Raw genomic sequence first — 17,678 nt, 5'->3', positions numbered from 1 at the left:
CCTTCTCATAGAAACACCGAAGACCATTCAAATTCCCGGCGCTGTGAACACAAGCAGACGTCGGGATTTTGCTATTTGGGGCGCAAATGCGCAGCCATAGCCGGACGAATCTCATAGGTTCGCCGGAACGAATACTCAGAAACAAGGGCCGGAACATGGACCGCAAACTGCTTTTGATCATCCTCGACGGCGTCCCCTGGCGCAACTTTCGTCGACTGTTTGGCAATCTTGAAGGATGGGTCGACAGCGGTGCTGCCCGGGTTTGGAAACTCCGCTCTGTACTGCCTTCGACCTCTGCCAGTTGCTATGCGTCTATCCACACCGGGGTCACACCGCAAGAGCATGGCTGTACAGGCAACGGCAACGTCTTCCGACTAAGCCATAAGGATGTGTTCAGTCAGGTGCGTGAGGCAGGCGGTGTAACCGGCGCGGTCACCCACAGCTATTGGTCTCAATTCTTCAATCGCCACCCGTTCGACTACGTCCGCGATGTTGAATATGACGAGCCCGACAACCTGACAATCAACCATGGTCGCTTTCATTCAATGACGGGATATGGCAACGCCAACCAGATGACGCCAAGCGATGTCGATCTGTTTGCCTCGCTCACCAACATGTGTCTGCGCTTCGGACTGGATTATGGCATCCTGCACACTTGCACACTGGACAGCATGGGGCATCGTTTCTTCCACGATTGCACAGAGATGGATCATGCCTGTTTTGTCATGGACGAAATGCTGGCCCCGTTCATCCCGCGCTGGCAGCAGTTGGGCTATGACGTCATCGTGACGGCTGATCATGGCCAAGACGAACGTGGCCATCACGGAGGGCGCAGCCCTTTGCAGCAGGAAACAGCGCTTTACTACTTTGGAGAGGCCAAAGGCCCTGATCCCGATACCGTGATCGACCAGCTACAGCTAGCCCCAACCATACTTCAGCGCATGGGCGCACCGGTGGCGGATACGATGAAAGCCAAGCCGTTCCTGACCTGACGCGGTTCAGTCGTAGGACCAAATCCCCTGCCCCAAAGCCTCAATCGCCACGGAAATCCGCTCAAAGCTGTCCGCGGCGCGCCTGACCGATGTTCGGGCGCGCAGATATCCGTGGACCAAACCGGCCTCGTTGATGCAATGGGCCTGCCCACCTGCGGCCGTGATCCGGTCGCAATAAGCTTGCCCGTCATCGCGCAGCGGATCGCAATCGGCGGTCACCACCACCGTCGGCGGTAGCCCCGAGAAATCGACGTCATGCAACGGTGCATAGGTAGGATCGTTCTGGGGCGTGGTCCCTTGATACCGAACAGTCTCATAAAACCGGATATCGTCCAATGTCAGCAGCGGGGCATTGGCATGTTCGATATACGACCCCTGCGACATATCTCCGCCTAAGCCGGGATATATGAGGACCTGCCCCAGCACATTTTCCAACCGCCCCCGACCATGGTGCGAAACGGCTGCTGCCAGATTGCCACCCGCGCTGTCACCGGCCAGCACAATCGGCTCGCCGTATTCCTGAACCACCCAGTTCGTGGCGGTCCAGCTATCCTGAAACTGCGCCGGGTGCACATGCTCAGGGCACAACCGATAGTCGACCGAAACGATCCGATAGCCCGTCTGGGCGCAGAGTTCCGCACAGACATCATCGTGGCTATCCAAGCCCCCGACGACGAACCCACCACCATGTATATAGATGACGGTCCGGGTGGGGTCACCGGCACTATAGATGCGAACAGGTACGCCATCGGCGGACCTGTCGCGCACCTCGATGCCAGGTGGGCGCGGCTGGCGGAAGTCCTGACACATCGCGTCATAGACCCGGCGTTGGTCAGCAATGGACATCTCTACTGTATCATCCGGATAGCTCTCGGCTGTGCGCCGGATGAAACCCCAGGTCTCCTCGTCGATCAGACGTTCATAGTCCATTGTTCCTCCGAATTATTCAGACCACTCCCATGGCCGGGTAAACGAACCCAGCACTTTTGAGACATCGTCTTCGGAAGATCCATTCGCGTCAAGCTGCGCCACTAGACCCCGCTTTTTATCGTCAATTACCGAAACGACTCGCGCTGGTATGCCTGCCGCGTCCAAAGCACCATTGTAGATGCGCGTGATGGCTTGCTTGCGCAGTTCGGGTTTGAACACCTTGCCAACGGCGGTCTTCGGCAACTCGTCCAGAATGGTCAAATGCTTGGGCTGTGCCGCGCGTTCGTGGACGTGGACCTTGCAATAGTCCATCAGCTCCTGTTCAGTGACCGAGGCCCCCTCGACCAGTTCAACAAAGGCGCAAGGCACCTCACCCGAATGCGCATCGGGCTGACCGATGGCCCCTGCAAAGGCGACGGCATCATGGCCCAGCAAGGCCTCTTCGATTTCTGCGGGATCGATATTGTGTCCGCCGCGAATGATCAGGTCCTTCGCGCGACCGGTGATCCACAGATAGCCGTCCTCATCAAACCGTCCCAGATCGCCCGTGCGCAGGTATTTGTTGAAATGATAGAGGTTCGTATTCTTGTCGGTTTCGGTATAAGTATTTCCCGCGTATACGCCGGGGTTCGAGATGCAAATTTCACCGATCTGATCTACGCCGCACTCGGTTGGTCCATCCGGCCCGTCCTGCAGGATTTTGACATCCGTATAAGGGAACGGGATACCGATCGAGCCGATCTTCTTTTCCCCATCCACGGGGTTGCATGACACCAGACAAGTGGCCTCGGTCAGGCCGTAGCCCTCGACGATAGTAACGCCGGTCGCTTCTTCAAACCGACGGAACAGTTCGACCGGCAACGGAGCTGATCCCGAAAATGCTGTTTTAACGCTGGATATATCCGCATCCACAGGTCGCTGCATTTTGGCTGAAATCGCTGTCGGCACTGTGATGATGAACGAAACCTTCCAGCGTTCGATCAGTTTCCAGAAATTGTCGAATACGCCATCACCGCGATACCCGGCAGGCGTCGGGAATACCACATGTGCACCAGACGACACCGCCGCCATCACGATGACATGCACCGCAAAGACATGGAACATCGGCAGTGGGCACATGATGACGTCGTTCTCGTCAAACAGCAGTGTATTGCCCAACCAGCCATTGTAGATAAGGCCCGAGTATTTGTGCTGCGCCACTTTCGGCATGCCCGTGGTGCCGCCCGTGTGGAAATAGCACGCCACGCGATCTTCCTGGCTGTCCTCAAAGTTCAGCGTCTTAGGCTGCTTGTTCAGCTCATCAATGAAGTTCTTGTAGTCCGCATGGGCCAACTTTTCCTTGTCGCCCATCTTTGGACGCAGGAATGGTACAAGCCAGGATTTTGGCGGCGTCAGATAGCGGTTCAGGTCGATCTCAAGGATCGTGTTGACGCCCGGAGCGTGTCGTACTGCCTCTTCAACCTTTTGGGCTACATCGGTTTTGGGGAAGGACTTCAGCGTGACCACGACCTTAGCCTTGGTCTCACGCAGGATCGCCGCGATCTGCTCCGGCTCCAGCAATGGGTTGATCGGGTTCACGATCCCGGCCACCGCACCGCCCATCATGGTGACCAGCGTCTCGTTGCAGTTGGGCAGCACATAGGCCACCACATCGTTTTCTCCGATGCCAAGGGAACGGAATAGGTTGGCGGCCTGATTGACTTTGCCCAGCAGCTCGGACCATGTCAGCGTCTCGGCCTTGTCGGTCGGGCCGGACAACAACTGAAAGCTGATCGCTTTATGGTTCGGGAACTTGCCCGCCGTCCGCGACAACAGTTGATGGAAGGTGACGGGTACGTCCCGATCTTCCCACGCCATCTCCTGCTCGATGCGCGCCTTGTCTTCCAATCCCACAAAGGCCATGTGGCTCCTCCCCTGATCTGTCTCCCGTGTCGCGCACAGGCTTGTTTGTCACCTCCAAGATGGAAGCAAAACACACCATGCGCAAGCAAGGGCTTAGCGATCAGGTCCGGGAATATGTAGAATGACGCTACGGCGAAACGAGATGTGCCGGAGCGTCACTTTATTCTGCAGCCACCCCGTCGGTGAACTGCAAGCGTGCGAGGCGGGCATACAAACCGTCCTGCGCCACCAGATCGTTATGGGTACCCTGCGCCACAATGCGCCCGGCTTCCAGCACGACAATCCGGTCTGCCTTCTTAACGGTCGCCAGACGGTGCGCCACGATCAGAGTGGTGCGCCCTGCCCTCATGTTATCAACCGCACCCTGCACCGCACGTTCGCTTTCTGCGTCCAAAGCCGAGGTCGCCTCGTCCAGCAGCAGCACCGGTGCGTCGCGCAGGATGGCACGTGCGATGGCGATACGTTGCTTCTGACCACCCGACAGCATTACGCCCCGTTCGCCCACAAAGCTGTCATACCCTTCGGGCAAAGCCGAGATGAACTCATGCGCGGCGGCGGCTCGGGCGGCGGACTCGACTTCGGCATCTGAGGCGTCCAGACGGCCAAAGCGGATATTCTCGCGCGCCGAAGCGGCAAAGATCACGGGGTCTTGCGGGACCAGCGCGATGTGCTGACGGAAGTCGTCACGGTTCAACTCGCGCAGGTCGAGCCCATCAAGACTGACCTGTCCCGCATCGGGATCATAGAACCGCTGAATCATCTGGATGACTGTTGTCTTGCCCGCACCAGACGGGCCAACAAAGGCCACTGTCTCCCCAGGTTTAATCTGCAGTGACAAATGATCCAGCGCGACAACGTCCGGGCGCGCGGGATAGTGGAATGTCACATCGTCGAAACGTATCTCTCCGCGTACGGGCACAGGCAATGCCTTGGCCTGCGACGGATCGTTGACTGTATCTTCAGCGTTCAGAAGCTCGACCAAACGCTCGGTCGCACCTGCAGCGCGCTGCAACTCGCTCCAGATTTCGGACAACGCGGCGACTGAACCCGCCATGATGATCGAATAGATCACAAACTGGATCAGCACGCCCTCGGTCATAACCCCGTTACGCACATCATTCGCACCCATCCACAGCACGCCAACGATGCCCGAGAAGACGAGAAAGATCACAATGACGGTCAGAATCGCACGGGTCTGGATCCGACGCAGAGAAACTTCGTACGAAGTTTCTGTCATCTCTCCGAACTGCGTCCTGCTGGCGTCCTCATGAGTAAAAGCCTGCACGGTTTGCACCGCACCCAACGCCTCGCCGGCATTTCCAGAGGACGCCGCAATCCAGTCCTGATTTTCCCGGCTGATCACCCGTAACCTGCGGCCCAGTACCAATATTGGCACAACCACCAGCGGAATCAGCAGCAACACCATCCCAGTCAGCTTAGCCGATGTCAGCAGCATCAGCACCAGTCCGCCGACGAACATCAAAAGATTGCGGAGCGCGATGGACACAGACGATCCCAGCACCGATTGGATCAGCGTTGTGTCGGTGGTGATACGGCTCAGAACTTCTCCGGTCATGATGCGCTCGTAAAACTCGGGGCTCATCCCGATCACGCGGTCAAAAACCGCCTTTCGGATATCGGCCACCACACGTTCACCCAACCGGGTCACCAAAGCATAGCGAATACCCGTACCCACGGCGAGAATACCGGCAATACCGAGGGCGGCCAGAAAGTACCATTCAAGCAAATCACCATCTTCGATGCGGAAATTGTCGACCACACGCCGCACAGCCAAGGGCAATGTCAGCGTCATGCTGGCCGTCAGGATCAACGCCAGTGTCGCACCGATCATCAGCAGTCGATAGGGCTTCATAAACGGCCACAATGACCGCAGCACGCCGATTTTCTTAGACCGTGCACGCTGCTCCTGCGCTCGCGGAGCCGAATTGTTCGCTGGACTGGCGGCGTTGGTTCTTGCCATGTCTGGCCCTTGTATTTTGGTCGGTCGCCCTGATCAGGCATCAATCTCAGCTTCTTGGCGTCAGAGATGTTTGGGGTCAAGCTGAAGACAAAGTTTTGCAGCCCGATAAGGGCTAAATGACGCAACCTGTGTGGGGGATCAGCTGGAGCGGGCGGCGGGAATCGAACCCGCGTCATTAGCTTGGAAGGCTAAGGTCTTACCACTACACAACGCCCGCTCAGCGAGGTCACCACCTATTTCATACAAAATTTGTCGTCAAGAGGATGTTTCAATCAAATGCACCTCGCGGTGAGAATTGATACGTCCATTTTGCCGGCACCGACACTTGCGAACAACCGCGACAGCTGGCTGCTTTCCGATGAGTAATCTTGTCCGACAAGGAGGGCTGGATAGCTCGAAGAGCCTTTTCCGCGCTCCGCGATGCCTTTCACGAAATTGTGCTATAATTCGATGATCCGCTGTTCGGCGCTGATTACCGGTGCTCGGCGGAGAGTAAGCGGGGGATTGAAGGATGACCGATTTTGACCTCGGCACGTATCGCCGTGCTGTTACCACTTCATCAAGCGAAGCTCAGAAGCTGTTCGATCAGGGTCTCATCTGGCTGTTCGGGTATAACCATGAGGCCGCTGCCGCCTGTTTCGAACAGGCCATAACTCATGACCCGAAATGCGGTATGGCCCATTGGGGCGTCGCCTATGCGATTGGTCCAAATTACAATAAACCATGGGAGTTCTTTGAGCCTGATGAAAAGGTTGCCACCCTTGACCGGGCGCGACAGGCAGTCGAAACGGCGATGGCTCTGCGCACATCTTCGACCCCGATTGAGGCGGCCTTGATCGAAGCGATCTCACACCATTTCCCGTCGGACCCCGAAATAGAGGACTATGCACCGTGGAATGACGCCTTCGCCGATTCGATGCGCGCGGTTTATTCCGATCATCCGAACGACCTGGATGTCTCATCTGTGTTTGCCGAATCCTTGATGAACCGAACGCCCTGGCAGCTATGGGATCTCAAGAAGGGCGTGCCCGCCGAAGGGGCATCCACCACCGAGGCACAAGCCGTTCTGGAAAGGGCCTTTGAAACGCTTCCCGGTGCCTGGGATCATCCCGGCCTGCTGCATATGTATATCCACTTGATGGAGATGTCGCCCACTCCGGAAAAGGCGCTGCGACACGGGGATCGGTTGGTCGATCTGGTGCCCGACAGCGGGCATCTAGTTCACATGGCGACGCATATCGACGTGTTGTGCGGCGACTATCAGAATGTGGTCTGGCGCAATCACCGAGCTGCAGCGGTCGACAAGAAATATGAAGCCATGGCCGGGGGTGAGAACTTCTATACCGTCTATCGCGTCCACAACGTACATTTTGAAGCCTATGGGGCCATGTTCCTTGGGCAACCCGAATTGGCCCTGGCTGCGTCCGAGGAATTGATGCGATTATTGCCGGACAATGTGATCCGTTACTTCCCGGATTTGTTCGAATCCTTCTATGGCAAGAAGGTCCATGTCATGGTTCGCTTCGGCATGTGGCAGGAAATTCTGGATGAACCCATGCCCGGCGACGCGGAGTTATACAGCTATACCACCGCCGCAATTCATCAGGCGCGCTCTGTGGCTCTGGCCAATTTGGGTCGTATGGACGATGCAGCGCATGCACGCAAAGTGGCCGTTCAGGCCAGAAAAGCCGTCCCGGAAAGTCGACTGGTATTCAACAACACCGCCGAGGATGTTTTGATGATCGGCGAGGCGATGATGGATGGAGAGATCGCGTTCAAATCCGGTGACCGTGAAGGCGGACTTGATCATCTGCGCCGCTCGGTCGAGTTGGATGACAATCTGGTTTATGACGAGCCATGGGGATGGATGCAGCCGACAAGGCACGCCCTGGGGGCCTTGTTAATGGAAGACGGTCAATTCGATGAGGCTGAGGCCGTCTATCGGGCCGATCTGGGTCTGGACGACACGCTCGCCCGCGCCTGCCAGCATCCCGGCAATATCTGGAGCCTCCATGGCCTGCATGAATGCCTGATCCGTCGCGGTGAAACGACCGAGGCCCGTCATATCAAGCTGCAACTGGACAAAGCTGCTGCACGGGCCACGGTGCCAATCCACGCCTCATGTTATTGCCGCAGCAAGGCAAAGGCGGCTTAGGCTTCAGGTCGTTTGGCGACAGTTTCGCCTAAATATTGATCAGCGCCGCAGGTAGATCGGCGTCAATCTGCACGCGGCGCAGATCAAAAGAAGCTTTGCTCAGACTGTCAATTTCCTGTCATGTGATCGCTCTAAACCCACGGTGCGATTCTTAGTTCAGACAGCCAGGAGCTATCCATGACAGACGTCGATCTCACCACCCTTTCCGCCGACGATTGGGATGAGTTGCACTTCCCCCGCCCAGATGAACACGACTTCGACCGCGTGGTTGAAAGCGCTATCTCGCGACGGGGTTTCCTGTCAGGAGTTGTGGCATTTGGGTCGGGCGCTGCGGCGATGGGCGCTGGTTTGTTGGGCTCAACTTCAGCACAGGCGGTCGATGCACAACGCTTTGCCTTCACGCCGATTCCCGCCCAGACCGATGGGACAGTCCACGTTCCGGAAGGTTATGAATGGAAGATGCTAATGCGCTGGGGCGATCCGCTGTTTTCCGAGGCCGATGGATACGATTTGACCGATGGCGGTAAGGTTGAAAACTCGGACAAGGTTTTTGGCGAGAATACGGATGGGATGGAGACATTCTCGTTCCGGGGTCACGAGCTGATTGCGATCAACCACGAGTACCCGAACCGCAAGATCAACCTGCCTGCCGCGCAGAAAGGTGTTCCGACCAGTGCCGATGATGTTCTGAAGTTGCAGAACATCCAGGGCGTGACCGTAATGGAGATCAAGGAAGGCCCTGCGGGCTGGGCGGTCGTTAAGGACAGCCCCTTCAACCGCCGGATCCACCACAACACTCCAATGAAGATCGTCGGCCCCGCCGCTGGTCATGACCTACTGAAGACCGAGGCCGATCCGACAGGAACCGCGTCGCTGGGCACCATGAACAACTGTGGTTCCGGCAAGACACCGTGGGGCACCTACCTGACCTGCGAAGAAAATTTCAACGGCTACTTTGGTTCCTCTGACGAGAATGCCAGCTACGATCAGAAGGTCGCGGACGGCATGAAACGCTATGGCATCAAAGCCGAAAGCTGGAATGGCTACGAACTGTTTGACCCCCGCTTCGACACCTCGAAAAACCCCAATGAGCCGCACCGCGCAGGCTGGATCGTTGAAATCGACCCGACCAAACCCGACAGCACTCCGGTCAAGCACACCGGCCTTGGTCGCTTCAAGCATGAAAATGCTGAGGTCGCGCTGGCTGCGGACGGTCGTGTCGTGGTCTATATGGGCGACGATGAACGTGGCGAGTATCTTTACAGGTTCGTCTCGAACGCGGCCTATGCGCCCGGTGTCGACACTCAGGGCTTGTTGAATGACGGCACGCTATATGTCGCCAAGTTCAATGACGACATGAGTGGCGAATGGCTGCCGCTGACGCCGGAAACAACCGGCATGGACGCGGCCGAAATTCTGATCTTTACCCGTATGGCCGCATCGGCTGCGGGCGGCACCACAATGGACCGCCCGGAATGGGTGGCCTCAAGCCCTGTTGCGGTCGAAGCATATTGCTGCCTGACCAACAACAAGAACCGTGGAGTTAAGCCAAATGCTGGGGGCGATGACACTGCAGTCAACGGCCCTAACCCGCGCGAGGCCAACAAATACGGCCAGATCGTGCGCTGGCGTCCAGCGGATGAAGATCACGCGGCCACTGGCTTTGATTGGGATCTCTATGTCATGGCCGGAAACCCAACTGTTCATTCGGATAACCGTGGCGGATCGGCAAATGTGAACGAAGGCAACCTGTTCAACTCACCCGACGGCATGGCCATCGATTCGACCGGTCTGGTCTGGATTCAGACAGACGGGAATGATGACAACGAGGAAGAATTCGCAGGAAACGGCAATAACCAGATGCTGGTTGGCGATCCCGTGACCGGGGAGATTGTGCGCTTCATGACCGGCCCGAATGGCTGTGAAGTCACCGGTCTGGCCTGGTCGACCGACCTGCGCACCATGTTTGTTGGCATCCAGCATCCGGGCAGCAATTGGCCCGATGGCGGTACGCCGCGTTCGTCGGTGATTGCGATCAAACGCACCGACAACGGGCTGGTCGGCTAATCAAGCCCTTGCATCAAAAGCGCCCCTGAACTTCGGTTCCGGGGCGCTTTTTCGTCTCAATTCAAATATCATCACCCGGTGGATCAAGCAGCCCGCCCGGCGCAAGCAAGGCACGTTCTGAAAGCCACGGGTTCAGTTCGAGTGCATGGTTCAGCGCCGTTCGCGCTTCGTCCAGCCGCTTGAGACCCAACAGCGATAATGCACGCCCGCTAAGCGCCGCTACATGGTTCGGGGACAGCTCAATGGCCCGATCCAGATCGATCAGGGCCGCACCGTAATCCTGCTGCAAATAGTTGACGAATGCCCGCTGATTGTACCCCTCGGCATAATCCGGGCAATAAGCGACCAGAGCGTCAAACTCGGCCAGCGCACCGGTCAAATCCCAAGACTCGCGCAGAGACATCCCGCGATCCAACAGGGTTTGAGATCGGGCGTCCGGCGCATCGGTCCAGAGTTGCCACATCCGTCCCGAAATGCCCCGCGCCTCGCGCTCAGACGACGCGGTTTGGGCTTGCGCAATCAGGGCGTCGACGCCAGAAATATGATCCGGCGCAACCGGGCAATCTGCAGAAGCCTGAGCGGCAGAACCAGCGAGTATGGCAACGATAAGTACGTTTTTCATCCTCTCTAACCTGATCCATCAGGCGTTTAGGTCAACTGCTTTATAGCGGAGCCAGCAACCCGGCTTCTTTCACCGCCTCCATCGCAACGAAGGTGGAGGTGTTGGCAACATGCGGCAGGGATGAGATTTTCTCGGCTAGCACCGTGCGGTATTCTGTCATCGATCGGGTCCGGATTTTAAGCAGATAGTCAAAGTTGGACGCGATCATATGAGCCTGTTCAATCTCAGCAACTCTGCGCACCGCTGCATTGAACTCGGCCAGTGCTTTTTCACGAGTATCTGTGAGACGCACCTCGACAAAGGCCACATGGTCAAGGCCCAGACGGATCGGGTCCAACATGGCGCGATAGCCTGTGATGATCCCGTCAGCCTCAAGCCGCTTGAGCCGCGCCTGTGTCGGCGATTTTGACAAGCCGATCCTGCGCGCAAGGTCCGTCACTGAGATGCGGCCATCTTCAGCTAATGCCGTAAGGATCGCACGGTCAAAGCGATCAAGGCTGGACAAGTCGTTTTGCATGATCAGGCTCCTATATTTCAGTCAATTCGACCAGAATTCGAGAAAATTCGGTCCTTTCTCCTGACTGTAGGCGGTTATATTAGGCAAAAGCCCCGGAGTACACATGTCACACAGCCTACGCACCAAAATCGACACTCAAACTTATGCCGACCAGTCCACTGTACTGGACGCGCTGATCTCTCAGGCCAAGCTGTCAGAGGCCGACCGAACGGCCATTTGTGAGGCTGCAGCACAGCTGGTGCGCGACATCCGCTCAAGCACGTCGCCAGGCATGATGGAAGTGTTTCTGGCTGAATACGGCCTATCCACTGATGAAGGCGTTGCGCTTATGTGTTTGGCCGAAGCGCTGTTGCGTGTGCCAGATGCGGATACCATTGACGCACTGATCGAAGACAAGATCGCCCCGTCAGACTGGGGAAAACATCTCGGACAATCATCCTCGTCACTGGTGAACGCGTCGACATGGGCGTTGATGCTAACAGGCCGGGTTCTGGACGAAGACAAATCCTCGCCCGTCGGCGCGCTGCGCGGGGCCATCAAGCGGCTGGGTGAACCAGTGATCCGCACCGCCGTTGGTCGTGCGATGAAAGAAATGGGGCGTCAGTTCGTTTTGGGCGAAACCATTCAATCCGCCATGAAGCGCGCCAAAGGAATGGAAGATAAGGGCTATACCTACTCGTACGACATGCTGGGCGAGGCGGCACGGACCGAGGCCGATGCTGCCCGCTATCACCTGTCTTACTCGCGCGCGATCGCCGCTATTGCCGAGGCCTGCACCCATAAAGACATTCGCGAAAATCCGGGCATCTCGGTCAAGCTGTCGGCCCTGCACCCCCGTTATGAGCTGGCACAGGAACAACGGGTGATGGACGAACTGGTGCCCCGGCTGCGCGCGCTGGCTTTGCTGGCCAAGGCAGCGGGCATGGGGCTGAACGTTGACGCGGAAGAGGCAGATCGCCTGTCGCTCTCGCTGCAGGTGATCGAAGAAGTTATGGCAGAGCCTGCACTGGCCGGTTGGGACGGGTTCGGCATCGTCGTGCAAGCCTACGGCCCACGCGCCGGGTTGGTGCTGGATACGCTCTATGAGATGGCCCAGCGGCACGACCGCAAGCTGATGGTACGGCTGGTCAAGGGCGCTTATTGGGATACCGAGATCAAGCGCGCGCAAGTCGAGGGCGTCGATGGTTTTCCGGTCTTCACCGATAAGGCGGCGACGGATGTGTCCTATATCGCCAACGCCCGCAAGGTGCTGGGAATGACCGACCGTATCTATCCGCAATTTGCCACGCATAACGCCCATACGGTCAGCGCTATCCTACATATGGCGGACGGCCAGCCATTCGAATTCCAGCGCCTGCACGGGATGGGTGAGACCCTGCATCAGATCGTGCGCAACAAGCGGACCTCGCGCTGCCGTATCTATGCTCCGGTCGGCGCACATCGGGATCTGTTGGCCTATCTGGTGCGTCGCCTTCTGGAAAACGGGGCAAATTCCTCGTTCGTCAATCAGATCGTTGATGAGGAAGTCGCCCCAGAAACCGTTGCCGCAGATCCGTTCGTGGCCGTTCAAACACCTGGCAAACCGCTGCCAACCGGGCCTGAGTTGTTCGCACCAGAACGCCCAAACTCGAAAGGTTTTGATCTGCGCCATACGCCGACGCTGGACCAGATTGACATCGCACGCGACGCCTTCCGCGCCCATCATTGGTACGCCCGACCTTTGCTGTCGGATGATGCACTGCCTTTGGCAGACACTCCCGTGATCAATCCCGCGCAACCATTGGATCGTCCCGGTTCGGTTGCTGCGGCCAGCCCCGAAGACGTGGAACTGGCGTTGGCCAGCGCTTGCCCATGGCAGGCCTCAGCCGAGAAGCGCGCTGACATTCTAAATAAAGCAGCCGATCTCTACGAAGCGCATTTTGGAGAGCTGTTTGCCCTGCTCGCCCGCGAAGCCGGAAAATCCGTGCCCGATGCGGTAGCCGAGCTGCGCGAAGCGGTTGATTTCCTGCGCTACTACGCCGCCAATATTCCTGCCGCCAAACCCGCCGGAATATTCACCTGCATCAGCCCATGGAACTTCCCTCTGGCGATCTTCACCGGGCAGATATCGGCTGCGTTGGCCACCGGCAACGCTGTGCTGGCAGCCCCTGCCCCGCAAACGCCATTGATCGCCCATCGTGCCATTCAACTGATGCATGAAGCAGGCGTTCCACGCGATGCGCTGCAACTTCTTCCGGGCGGGCCGAAGGTGGGTGCGGCGCTAACTTCGGACGAACGCGTCTCTGGTGTGGCCTTTACCGGTTCCACCGCGACCGCGCTGAAAATCCGATCAGCAATGGCGCAGCACATGCGGCCGGGTACGTCATTGATCGCCGAGACCGGCGGTCTGAACGCCATGATCGTAGACAGCACCGCTTTGCCGGAACAAGCGGTCCAATCGATTATCGAAAGCGCGTTCCAATCGGCAGGCCAGCGGTGCTCGGCACTGCGTTGTCTTTATCTGCAAGAGGATATTGCCGAGGACGTTCTGACCATGTTGCAAGGGGCGATGGACGCTTTGCATGTGGGCGATCCTTGGCTGATATCAACTGATTGCGGCCCGGTCATTGACGCGCAAGCCCGGCAAATCATCGCGGACCACGTGGCCCAGGCCCGCTCAGAAGGACGGGTACTGAAGGAGATGACAACGCCTCCTGAGGGTACATTTATCGCACCTACTCTGATCGAGATACCCGGCATCTCGGCGCTAGAGCGCGAGGTGTTCGGTCCGGTTCTGCACGTCGCCCGGTTCAAGGCGCAAGATATCGACAAGGTCATTGCGGATATCAATGCCACGGGGTACGGCCTGACTTTCGGCCTGCACACGCGGATCGACGACCGGGTGCAGCATGTGACCGAGGCGATCCATGCCGGTAATATCTACGTCAACCGCAACCAGATCGGCGCAATCGTCGGCTCGCAACCCTTCGGTGGCGAAGGTCTGTCCGGCACCGGCCCCAAGGCGGGCGGTCCGAACTATATGGCACGGTTCTGCGCGCCTGATCGGCAGAATGCTTCGGGACGCTGGGACAGTTCGGCTGAACCAGGTGCGCCCGAAGGGCAACCTGCAACGCCCAGCACCCAATCGCTGCCTGGCCCCACCGGTGAATCGAACCGCCTGACCGAATATTCCCGCTCCCCGCTTTTGTGCATGGGTCCGGGGGACGAGGCCGCCAAGGCTCAGGCGGATGCGGTCAAAGCGTTGGGCGGCACAGCGATCCGTATGACGGGCATGCTGGATCTGCACCGGCTTGAAAACCTGACCGGTTTCTCGGGCGTTCTGTGGTGGGGCGACGACGACTCTGCCCGCCATATCGAGCAGCATTTGGCCCGGCGCGATGGCCCGATCATCCCGCTGATCCCCGGGCAGCCCGACCGTGCGCGGGTGCTGGGGGAACGCCATGTCTGTGTCGACACCACCGCCGCCGGAGGCAACGCCGCCCTTCTGGGAGGTGCGGCATAACCGGACCTTGACGCTGGGCGGCGAAAAGCCCAGCGTCGCGCCATGTTTCCGATCCGAGACCATAACCCTTCGGGGCGTACTCCGTTTGTTGTTTATGCCCTTATGGCTGCGAACATACTGATCTTCCTCAGCTATGTGGGTGTCATGGAGAATGCGCGGCTGATCAATCAGCTTTATATTGACTACGCGGTCATTCCTGCCCGGATAACTGACGGCTATGGGTTCGAGACACTCGTGACGTCAATGTTCCTGCATGGGGGCTGGATGCATCTGGCGGGAAACATGCTGTTTCTGTGGATATTCGGCGACAACCTCGAAGACGAAATGGGGCATGTGCTGTTTCTCGTGTTCTATCTGCTGGCAGGAATCGGAGCGGGGCTGATTCACGTCATTTCGGCACCGGATTCGGTGGTGCCAACAATTGGCGCTTCCGGAGCGATCGCCGGTGTCATGGGCGGCTATCTTCTGCTTTTCCCAAAAGCGCGCGTGGATATCTTGTTGATTCTGATCGTCTATATCCGGATCTTTACCATCCCGGCCTTTATCATGCTGGGTGTCTGGCTGGGCCTGCAATTCCTTGGCAGCCTGGCCAGCAATCCCGATGAAGGTGGCGTTGCCTATTGGGCGCATACCGGAGGGTTCTTTGTTGGGCTGATCCTGTGCATCCCCCTATGGCTCAGGCGCGGAGGGACTGGGTTCTGGAACCGCACCCACGGCCATCCACCGCATCCGGAACACAAGTACAAACTCTCGCAATCGCGCATCCCCAGAGTGCCGCGCAAATAATCAAGCGTCAGCTCTTGGGTAGCCTACCGCCGCTCAGGTGGGTGATCTCTTGCGCCGCGCGCATGACCAGATCGCCCAACTCGGGCGCGTGTTCTCGGCTGAACCTTACGGTGGGTCCGGATACCGAGATACCGGCGCAAGGCTCAGCCCTGTCATTGAAGATGGCCGCACCAATGCAAGACATACCTTCATACCGTTCTTCGTGATCGTAAGACCAACCTCGGGTACGAGTTTCAGCCAGATCTGCATACAGGCCCGAAGCGGGCAACTTCGTATTTTCAGTGAAAGCAACCGGATCAACCCGGCCCAGAACTTTGCCTAAACTCTCTTCGCTCAACGCAGCGAGAATAGCCTTTCCTGTACCGGACGCATACATGGGCGTCCGCGCACCGGGTGGAAAGAAGGCCCGGATGGGGTTCTGAGTTTCGACCTGCCCGACGAAGACCACCTCTGCTCCATCGGGTACGGCCAGATTTGCGGTCTCACCGCTGTCTTGCATCAGACGCCGCAGGATCGGCCTGCCGATTTCCAGAACGCTCTTGCGCCGCAGAAAAGACGCACCGGTCCGATAGGCTTCGATTCCGACCAACCATTCCTGCCGTTCCTCATCAAAAGATACGAACCCGTGTTTTTGCAGTGTCACCAGAATGCGATGCGTGGTGGCTGTCGGAACATCAACCTCGCGGGCAAGATCGCTCAGCGCGACGCGCTCTAGCCGGGCAACAGTGGTCAGTACGCCCAGCGCCCGATCCAATGATTGCATGGTCCCGGCCGAACTTTCTTTAAACAGCGATTTGGGTCTGCCGCGCGGCCGCTTTTGCGTTTCCATTTCTCACCTGACCTTCGGATTCCCCCCGAAAACTCGAACCAATTTTTTTGGCCCGGAATTCTCAGAGATCATTTTGATAAACTGAATTCCTATCCGTTTCAGCACCTTATCAATTTAACAGATAAAATGAAAATATTTTTCAAGAAAATTGCAACACGCAACCGTTCAAGCGACACTTGGGCCCAAAGCAGAGGATTGAGTTATGTCGCATCAAAACCCGGTCTTTATCCCAGGCCCAACCAACATTCCTGATCGTTTGCGCCTTGCCATGCAGGTTCAGACGCAAGACCATCGCGCCCCGGATTTCGTTGAAACCTTCGCCCCGGTACTGGAAAACACAAAACAGGTTTTCGGCACCACCGAAGGCCAGATAATCACTTTTCCAGCCAGCGGAACGGGCGGTTGGGAGGCAGCGATTACAAATACGCTCAGCCCCGGTGACAAGGTTCTTGTCGCCCGCTACGGCGTCTTCAGCCATCGCTGGATCGATCTGTGCGAAAGACACGGGTTGGACGTTCAGATCGTTGAATGCCCATGGGGAACAGGCGCGCCAGCCGACAGGTTCGAGGCGATCCTGTCCGCGGATAAAGCGCATGAAATCAAGGCCGTATTGGTGACGCATAACGAAACCGCGACAGGTGTGCGTTCCGATATCAGCGCTGTGCGCGATGCGATGGATGCGGCACATCACCCGGCCATGATGTTTGTGGATTGCGTGAGCTCTCTGGCCTCAATGCCGTTCGAGTTTGACCGGTGGGGCGTGGATATTGCGGTCTCGGGGTCGCAGAAGGGGTTCATGCTGGCCACCGGCATGGCGATCCTGTGCGTCAGCCCCAAGGCTCTGGCTGCAATGGATACCGCCCAACTGCCCCGCACCTTCTTTGATTTCCGTGATATGATGTCGGCAAATGCGTCTGGCGGCTTTCCCTATACTCCGCCGCTGCAGCTGATCTACGGCATGCGCGAAAGCCTGAAGATGCTGTTCGAGGAAGGGTTGGACAATGTGTATGCCCGCCACACTCGCCTTGCCGAAGGTGTGCGCCACGCGACTGCGGCCTGGGGCCTGAGGTTGGTCGCACAATCTCCTGACCTCTACTCGGATACCGTCAGCGCCATATTTGTGCCCGAAGGTTTCGACAGCAACGAACTGACTGACCATGCCTTCAACACCTATGGGGTATCCTTCGGCATTGGTCTGGGTGAGTTGAATGGCAAAGCATTCCGTATTGGCCACTTGGGCAGCCTGACCGATGTTATGGTCCTGTCGGGGCTGGCCACGGTCGAGATGGCCATGGCCGATCTGAACTACCCGGTGAAGCTTGGCAGCGGGGTTGCTGCGGCGCAGGAATTCTATCGCGCCAGCTCAACCAGCCACGCAAAAGCCGCAGCTTAGGG

The 17,678-nt window shown here is 57.8% G+C and carries 12 protein-coding genes and 1 tRNA gene; 6 read left to right on the top strand and 7 right to left on the bottom strand.

What is annotated here, in order from left to right; translation table 11 throughout:
- The first annotated feature begins 155 nt into the window (after positions 1-155).
- The gene (locus ACRZ96_RS06475) at positions 156-992 is read left to right on the top strand and encodes an alkaline phosphatase family protein (RefSeq protein ID WP_480706813.1); all 837 of its coding nucleotides are present in this window, start codon (positions 156-158) and stop codon (positions 990-992) included.
- Between the two features lie 6 nt (positions 993-998).
- On the opposite strand, the gene ACRZ96_RS06470 is transcribed toward ACRZ96_RS06475, so the two are convergent.
- From ACRZ96_RS06470 to ACRZ96_RS06455, 4 genes are all read right to left on the bottom strand, one after another.
- Positions 999-1,922 (bottom strand): alpha/beta hydrolase, encoded by a 924-nt coding sequence (locus tag ACRZ96_RS06470; protein ID WP_480706815.1) that lies wholly within the window; start codon positions 1,920-1,922, stop codon positions 999-1,001.
- A 12-nt stretch (positions 1,923-1,934) separates the two neighbouring features.
- Positions 1,935-3,824 carry an acyl-CoA synthetase gene (locus ACRZ96_RS06465; RefSeq protein WP_480706817.1) on the bottom strand — a complete coding sequence of 630 codons (1,890 nt, stop codon included), beginning with the start codon at positions 3,822-3,824 and terminating at the stop codon, positions 1,935-1,937.
- Between the two features lie 160 nt (positions 3,825-3,984).
- Positions 3,985-5,805, bottom strand: a complete 1,821-nt coding sequence (locus ACRZ96_RS06460) for an ABC transporter transmembrane domain-containing protein (protein WP_480706819.1) — start codon at positions 5,803-5,805, stop codon at positions 3,985-3,987.
- A gap of 143 nt (positions 5,806-5,948) precedes the next feature.
- Positions 5,949-6,022: transfer RNA gene (locus ACRZ96_RS06455), tRNA-Gly, on the bottom strand.
- Between the two features lie 294 nt (positions 6,023-6,316).
- Between ACRZ96_RS06455 and ACRZ96_RS06450 the strand changes: the two genes are divergently transcribed.
- Entirely contained in the window at positions 6,317-7,960 is a 1,644-nt protein-coding gene (locus tag ACRZ96_RS06450) for a hypothetical protein (protein WP_480814334.1), read from the top strand.
- Positions 7,961-8,137: 177 nt separating this feature from the next.
- On the top strand, positions 8,138-10,027 hold the full coding sequence (locus tag ACRZ96_RS06445) for a PhoX family protein (protein WP_480706823.1): 1,890 nt from the start codon (positions 8,138-8,140) through the stop codon (positions 10,025-10,027).
- Positions 10,028-10,088: 61 nt separating this feature from the next.
- Here ACRZ96_RS06445 and ACRZ96_RS06440 read toward each other — a convergent pair whose 3' ends face one another.
- Both ACRZ96_RS06440 and ACRZ96_RS06435 read right to left on the bottom strand, forming a co-directional pair.
- Positions 10,089-10,649 carry a tetratricopeptide repeat protein gene (locus tag ACRZ96_RS06440; RefSeq protein WP_480706825.1) on the bottom strand — a complete coding sequence of 187 codons (561 nt, stop codon included), beginning with the start codon at positions 10,647-10,649 and terminating at the stop codon, positions 10,089-10,091.
- Positions 10,650-10,689: 40 nt separating this feature from the next.
- Positions 10,690-11,166, bottom strand: a complete 477-nt coding sequence (locus tag ACRZ96_RS06435) for an Lrp/AsnC family transcriptional regulator (RefSeq protein WP_480814333.1) — start codon at positions 11,164-11,166, stop codon at positions 10,690-10,692.
- A gap of 103 nt (positions 11,167-11,269) precedes the next feature.
- Between ACRZ96_RS06435 and putA the strand changes: the two genes are divergently transcribed.
- The gene (putA, locus tag ACRZ96_RS06430; protein ID WP_480814332.1) at positions 11,270-14,668 is read left to right on the top strand and encodes a bifunctional proline dehydrogenase/L-glutamate gamma-semialdehyde dehydrogenase PutA; all 3,399 of its coding nucleotides are present in this window, start codon (positions 11,270-11,272) and stop codon (positions 14,666-14,668) included.
- 42 nt (positions 14,669-14,710) lie between these two features.
- Positions 14,711-15,454, top strand: coding sequence for a rhomboid family intramembrane serine protease (locus ACRZ96_RS06425; protein ID WP_170732976.1), 744 nt, complete (start codon positions 14,711-14,713; stop codon positions 15,452-15,454).
- A gap of 7 nt (positions 15,455-15,461) precedes the next feature.
- Here the strand turns inward: ACRZ96_RS06425 and ACRZ96_RS06420 are convergent, their stop codons facing one another.
- Complete coding sequence (locus ACRZ96_RS06420; RefSeq protein WP_170625223.1) at positions 15,462-16,283, bottom strand: IclR family transcriptional regulator; 822 nt, start codon at positions 16,281-16,283, stop codon at positions 15,462-15,464.
- Positions 16,284-16,485: 202 nt separating this feature from the next.
- Between ACRZ96_RS06420 and bhcA the strand changes: the two genes are divergently transcribed.
- Entirely contained in the window at positions 16,486-17,676 is a 1,191-nt protein-coding gene (gene bhcA, locus ACRZ96_RS06415; protein ID WP_480706831.1) for an L-aspartate--glyoxylate aminotransferase BhcA, read from the top strand.
- Positions 17,677-17,678 lie beyond the last annotated feature (2 nt).

Source organism: Ruegeria sp. CF1, from assembly GCF_056537445.1.
Note: the sequence above shows the minus strand (reverse complement) of the source record. Positions and strands in the feature narration are given on the sequence as shown.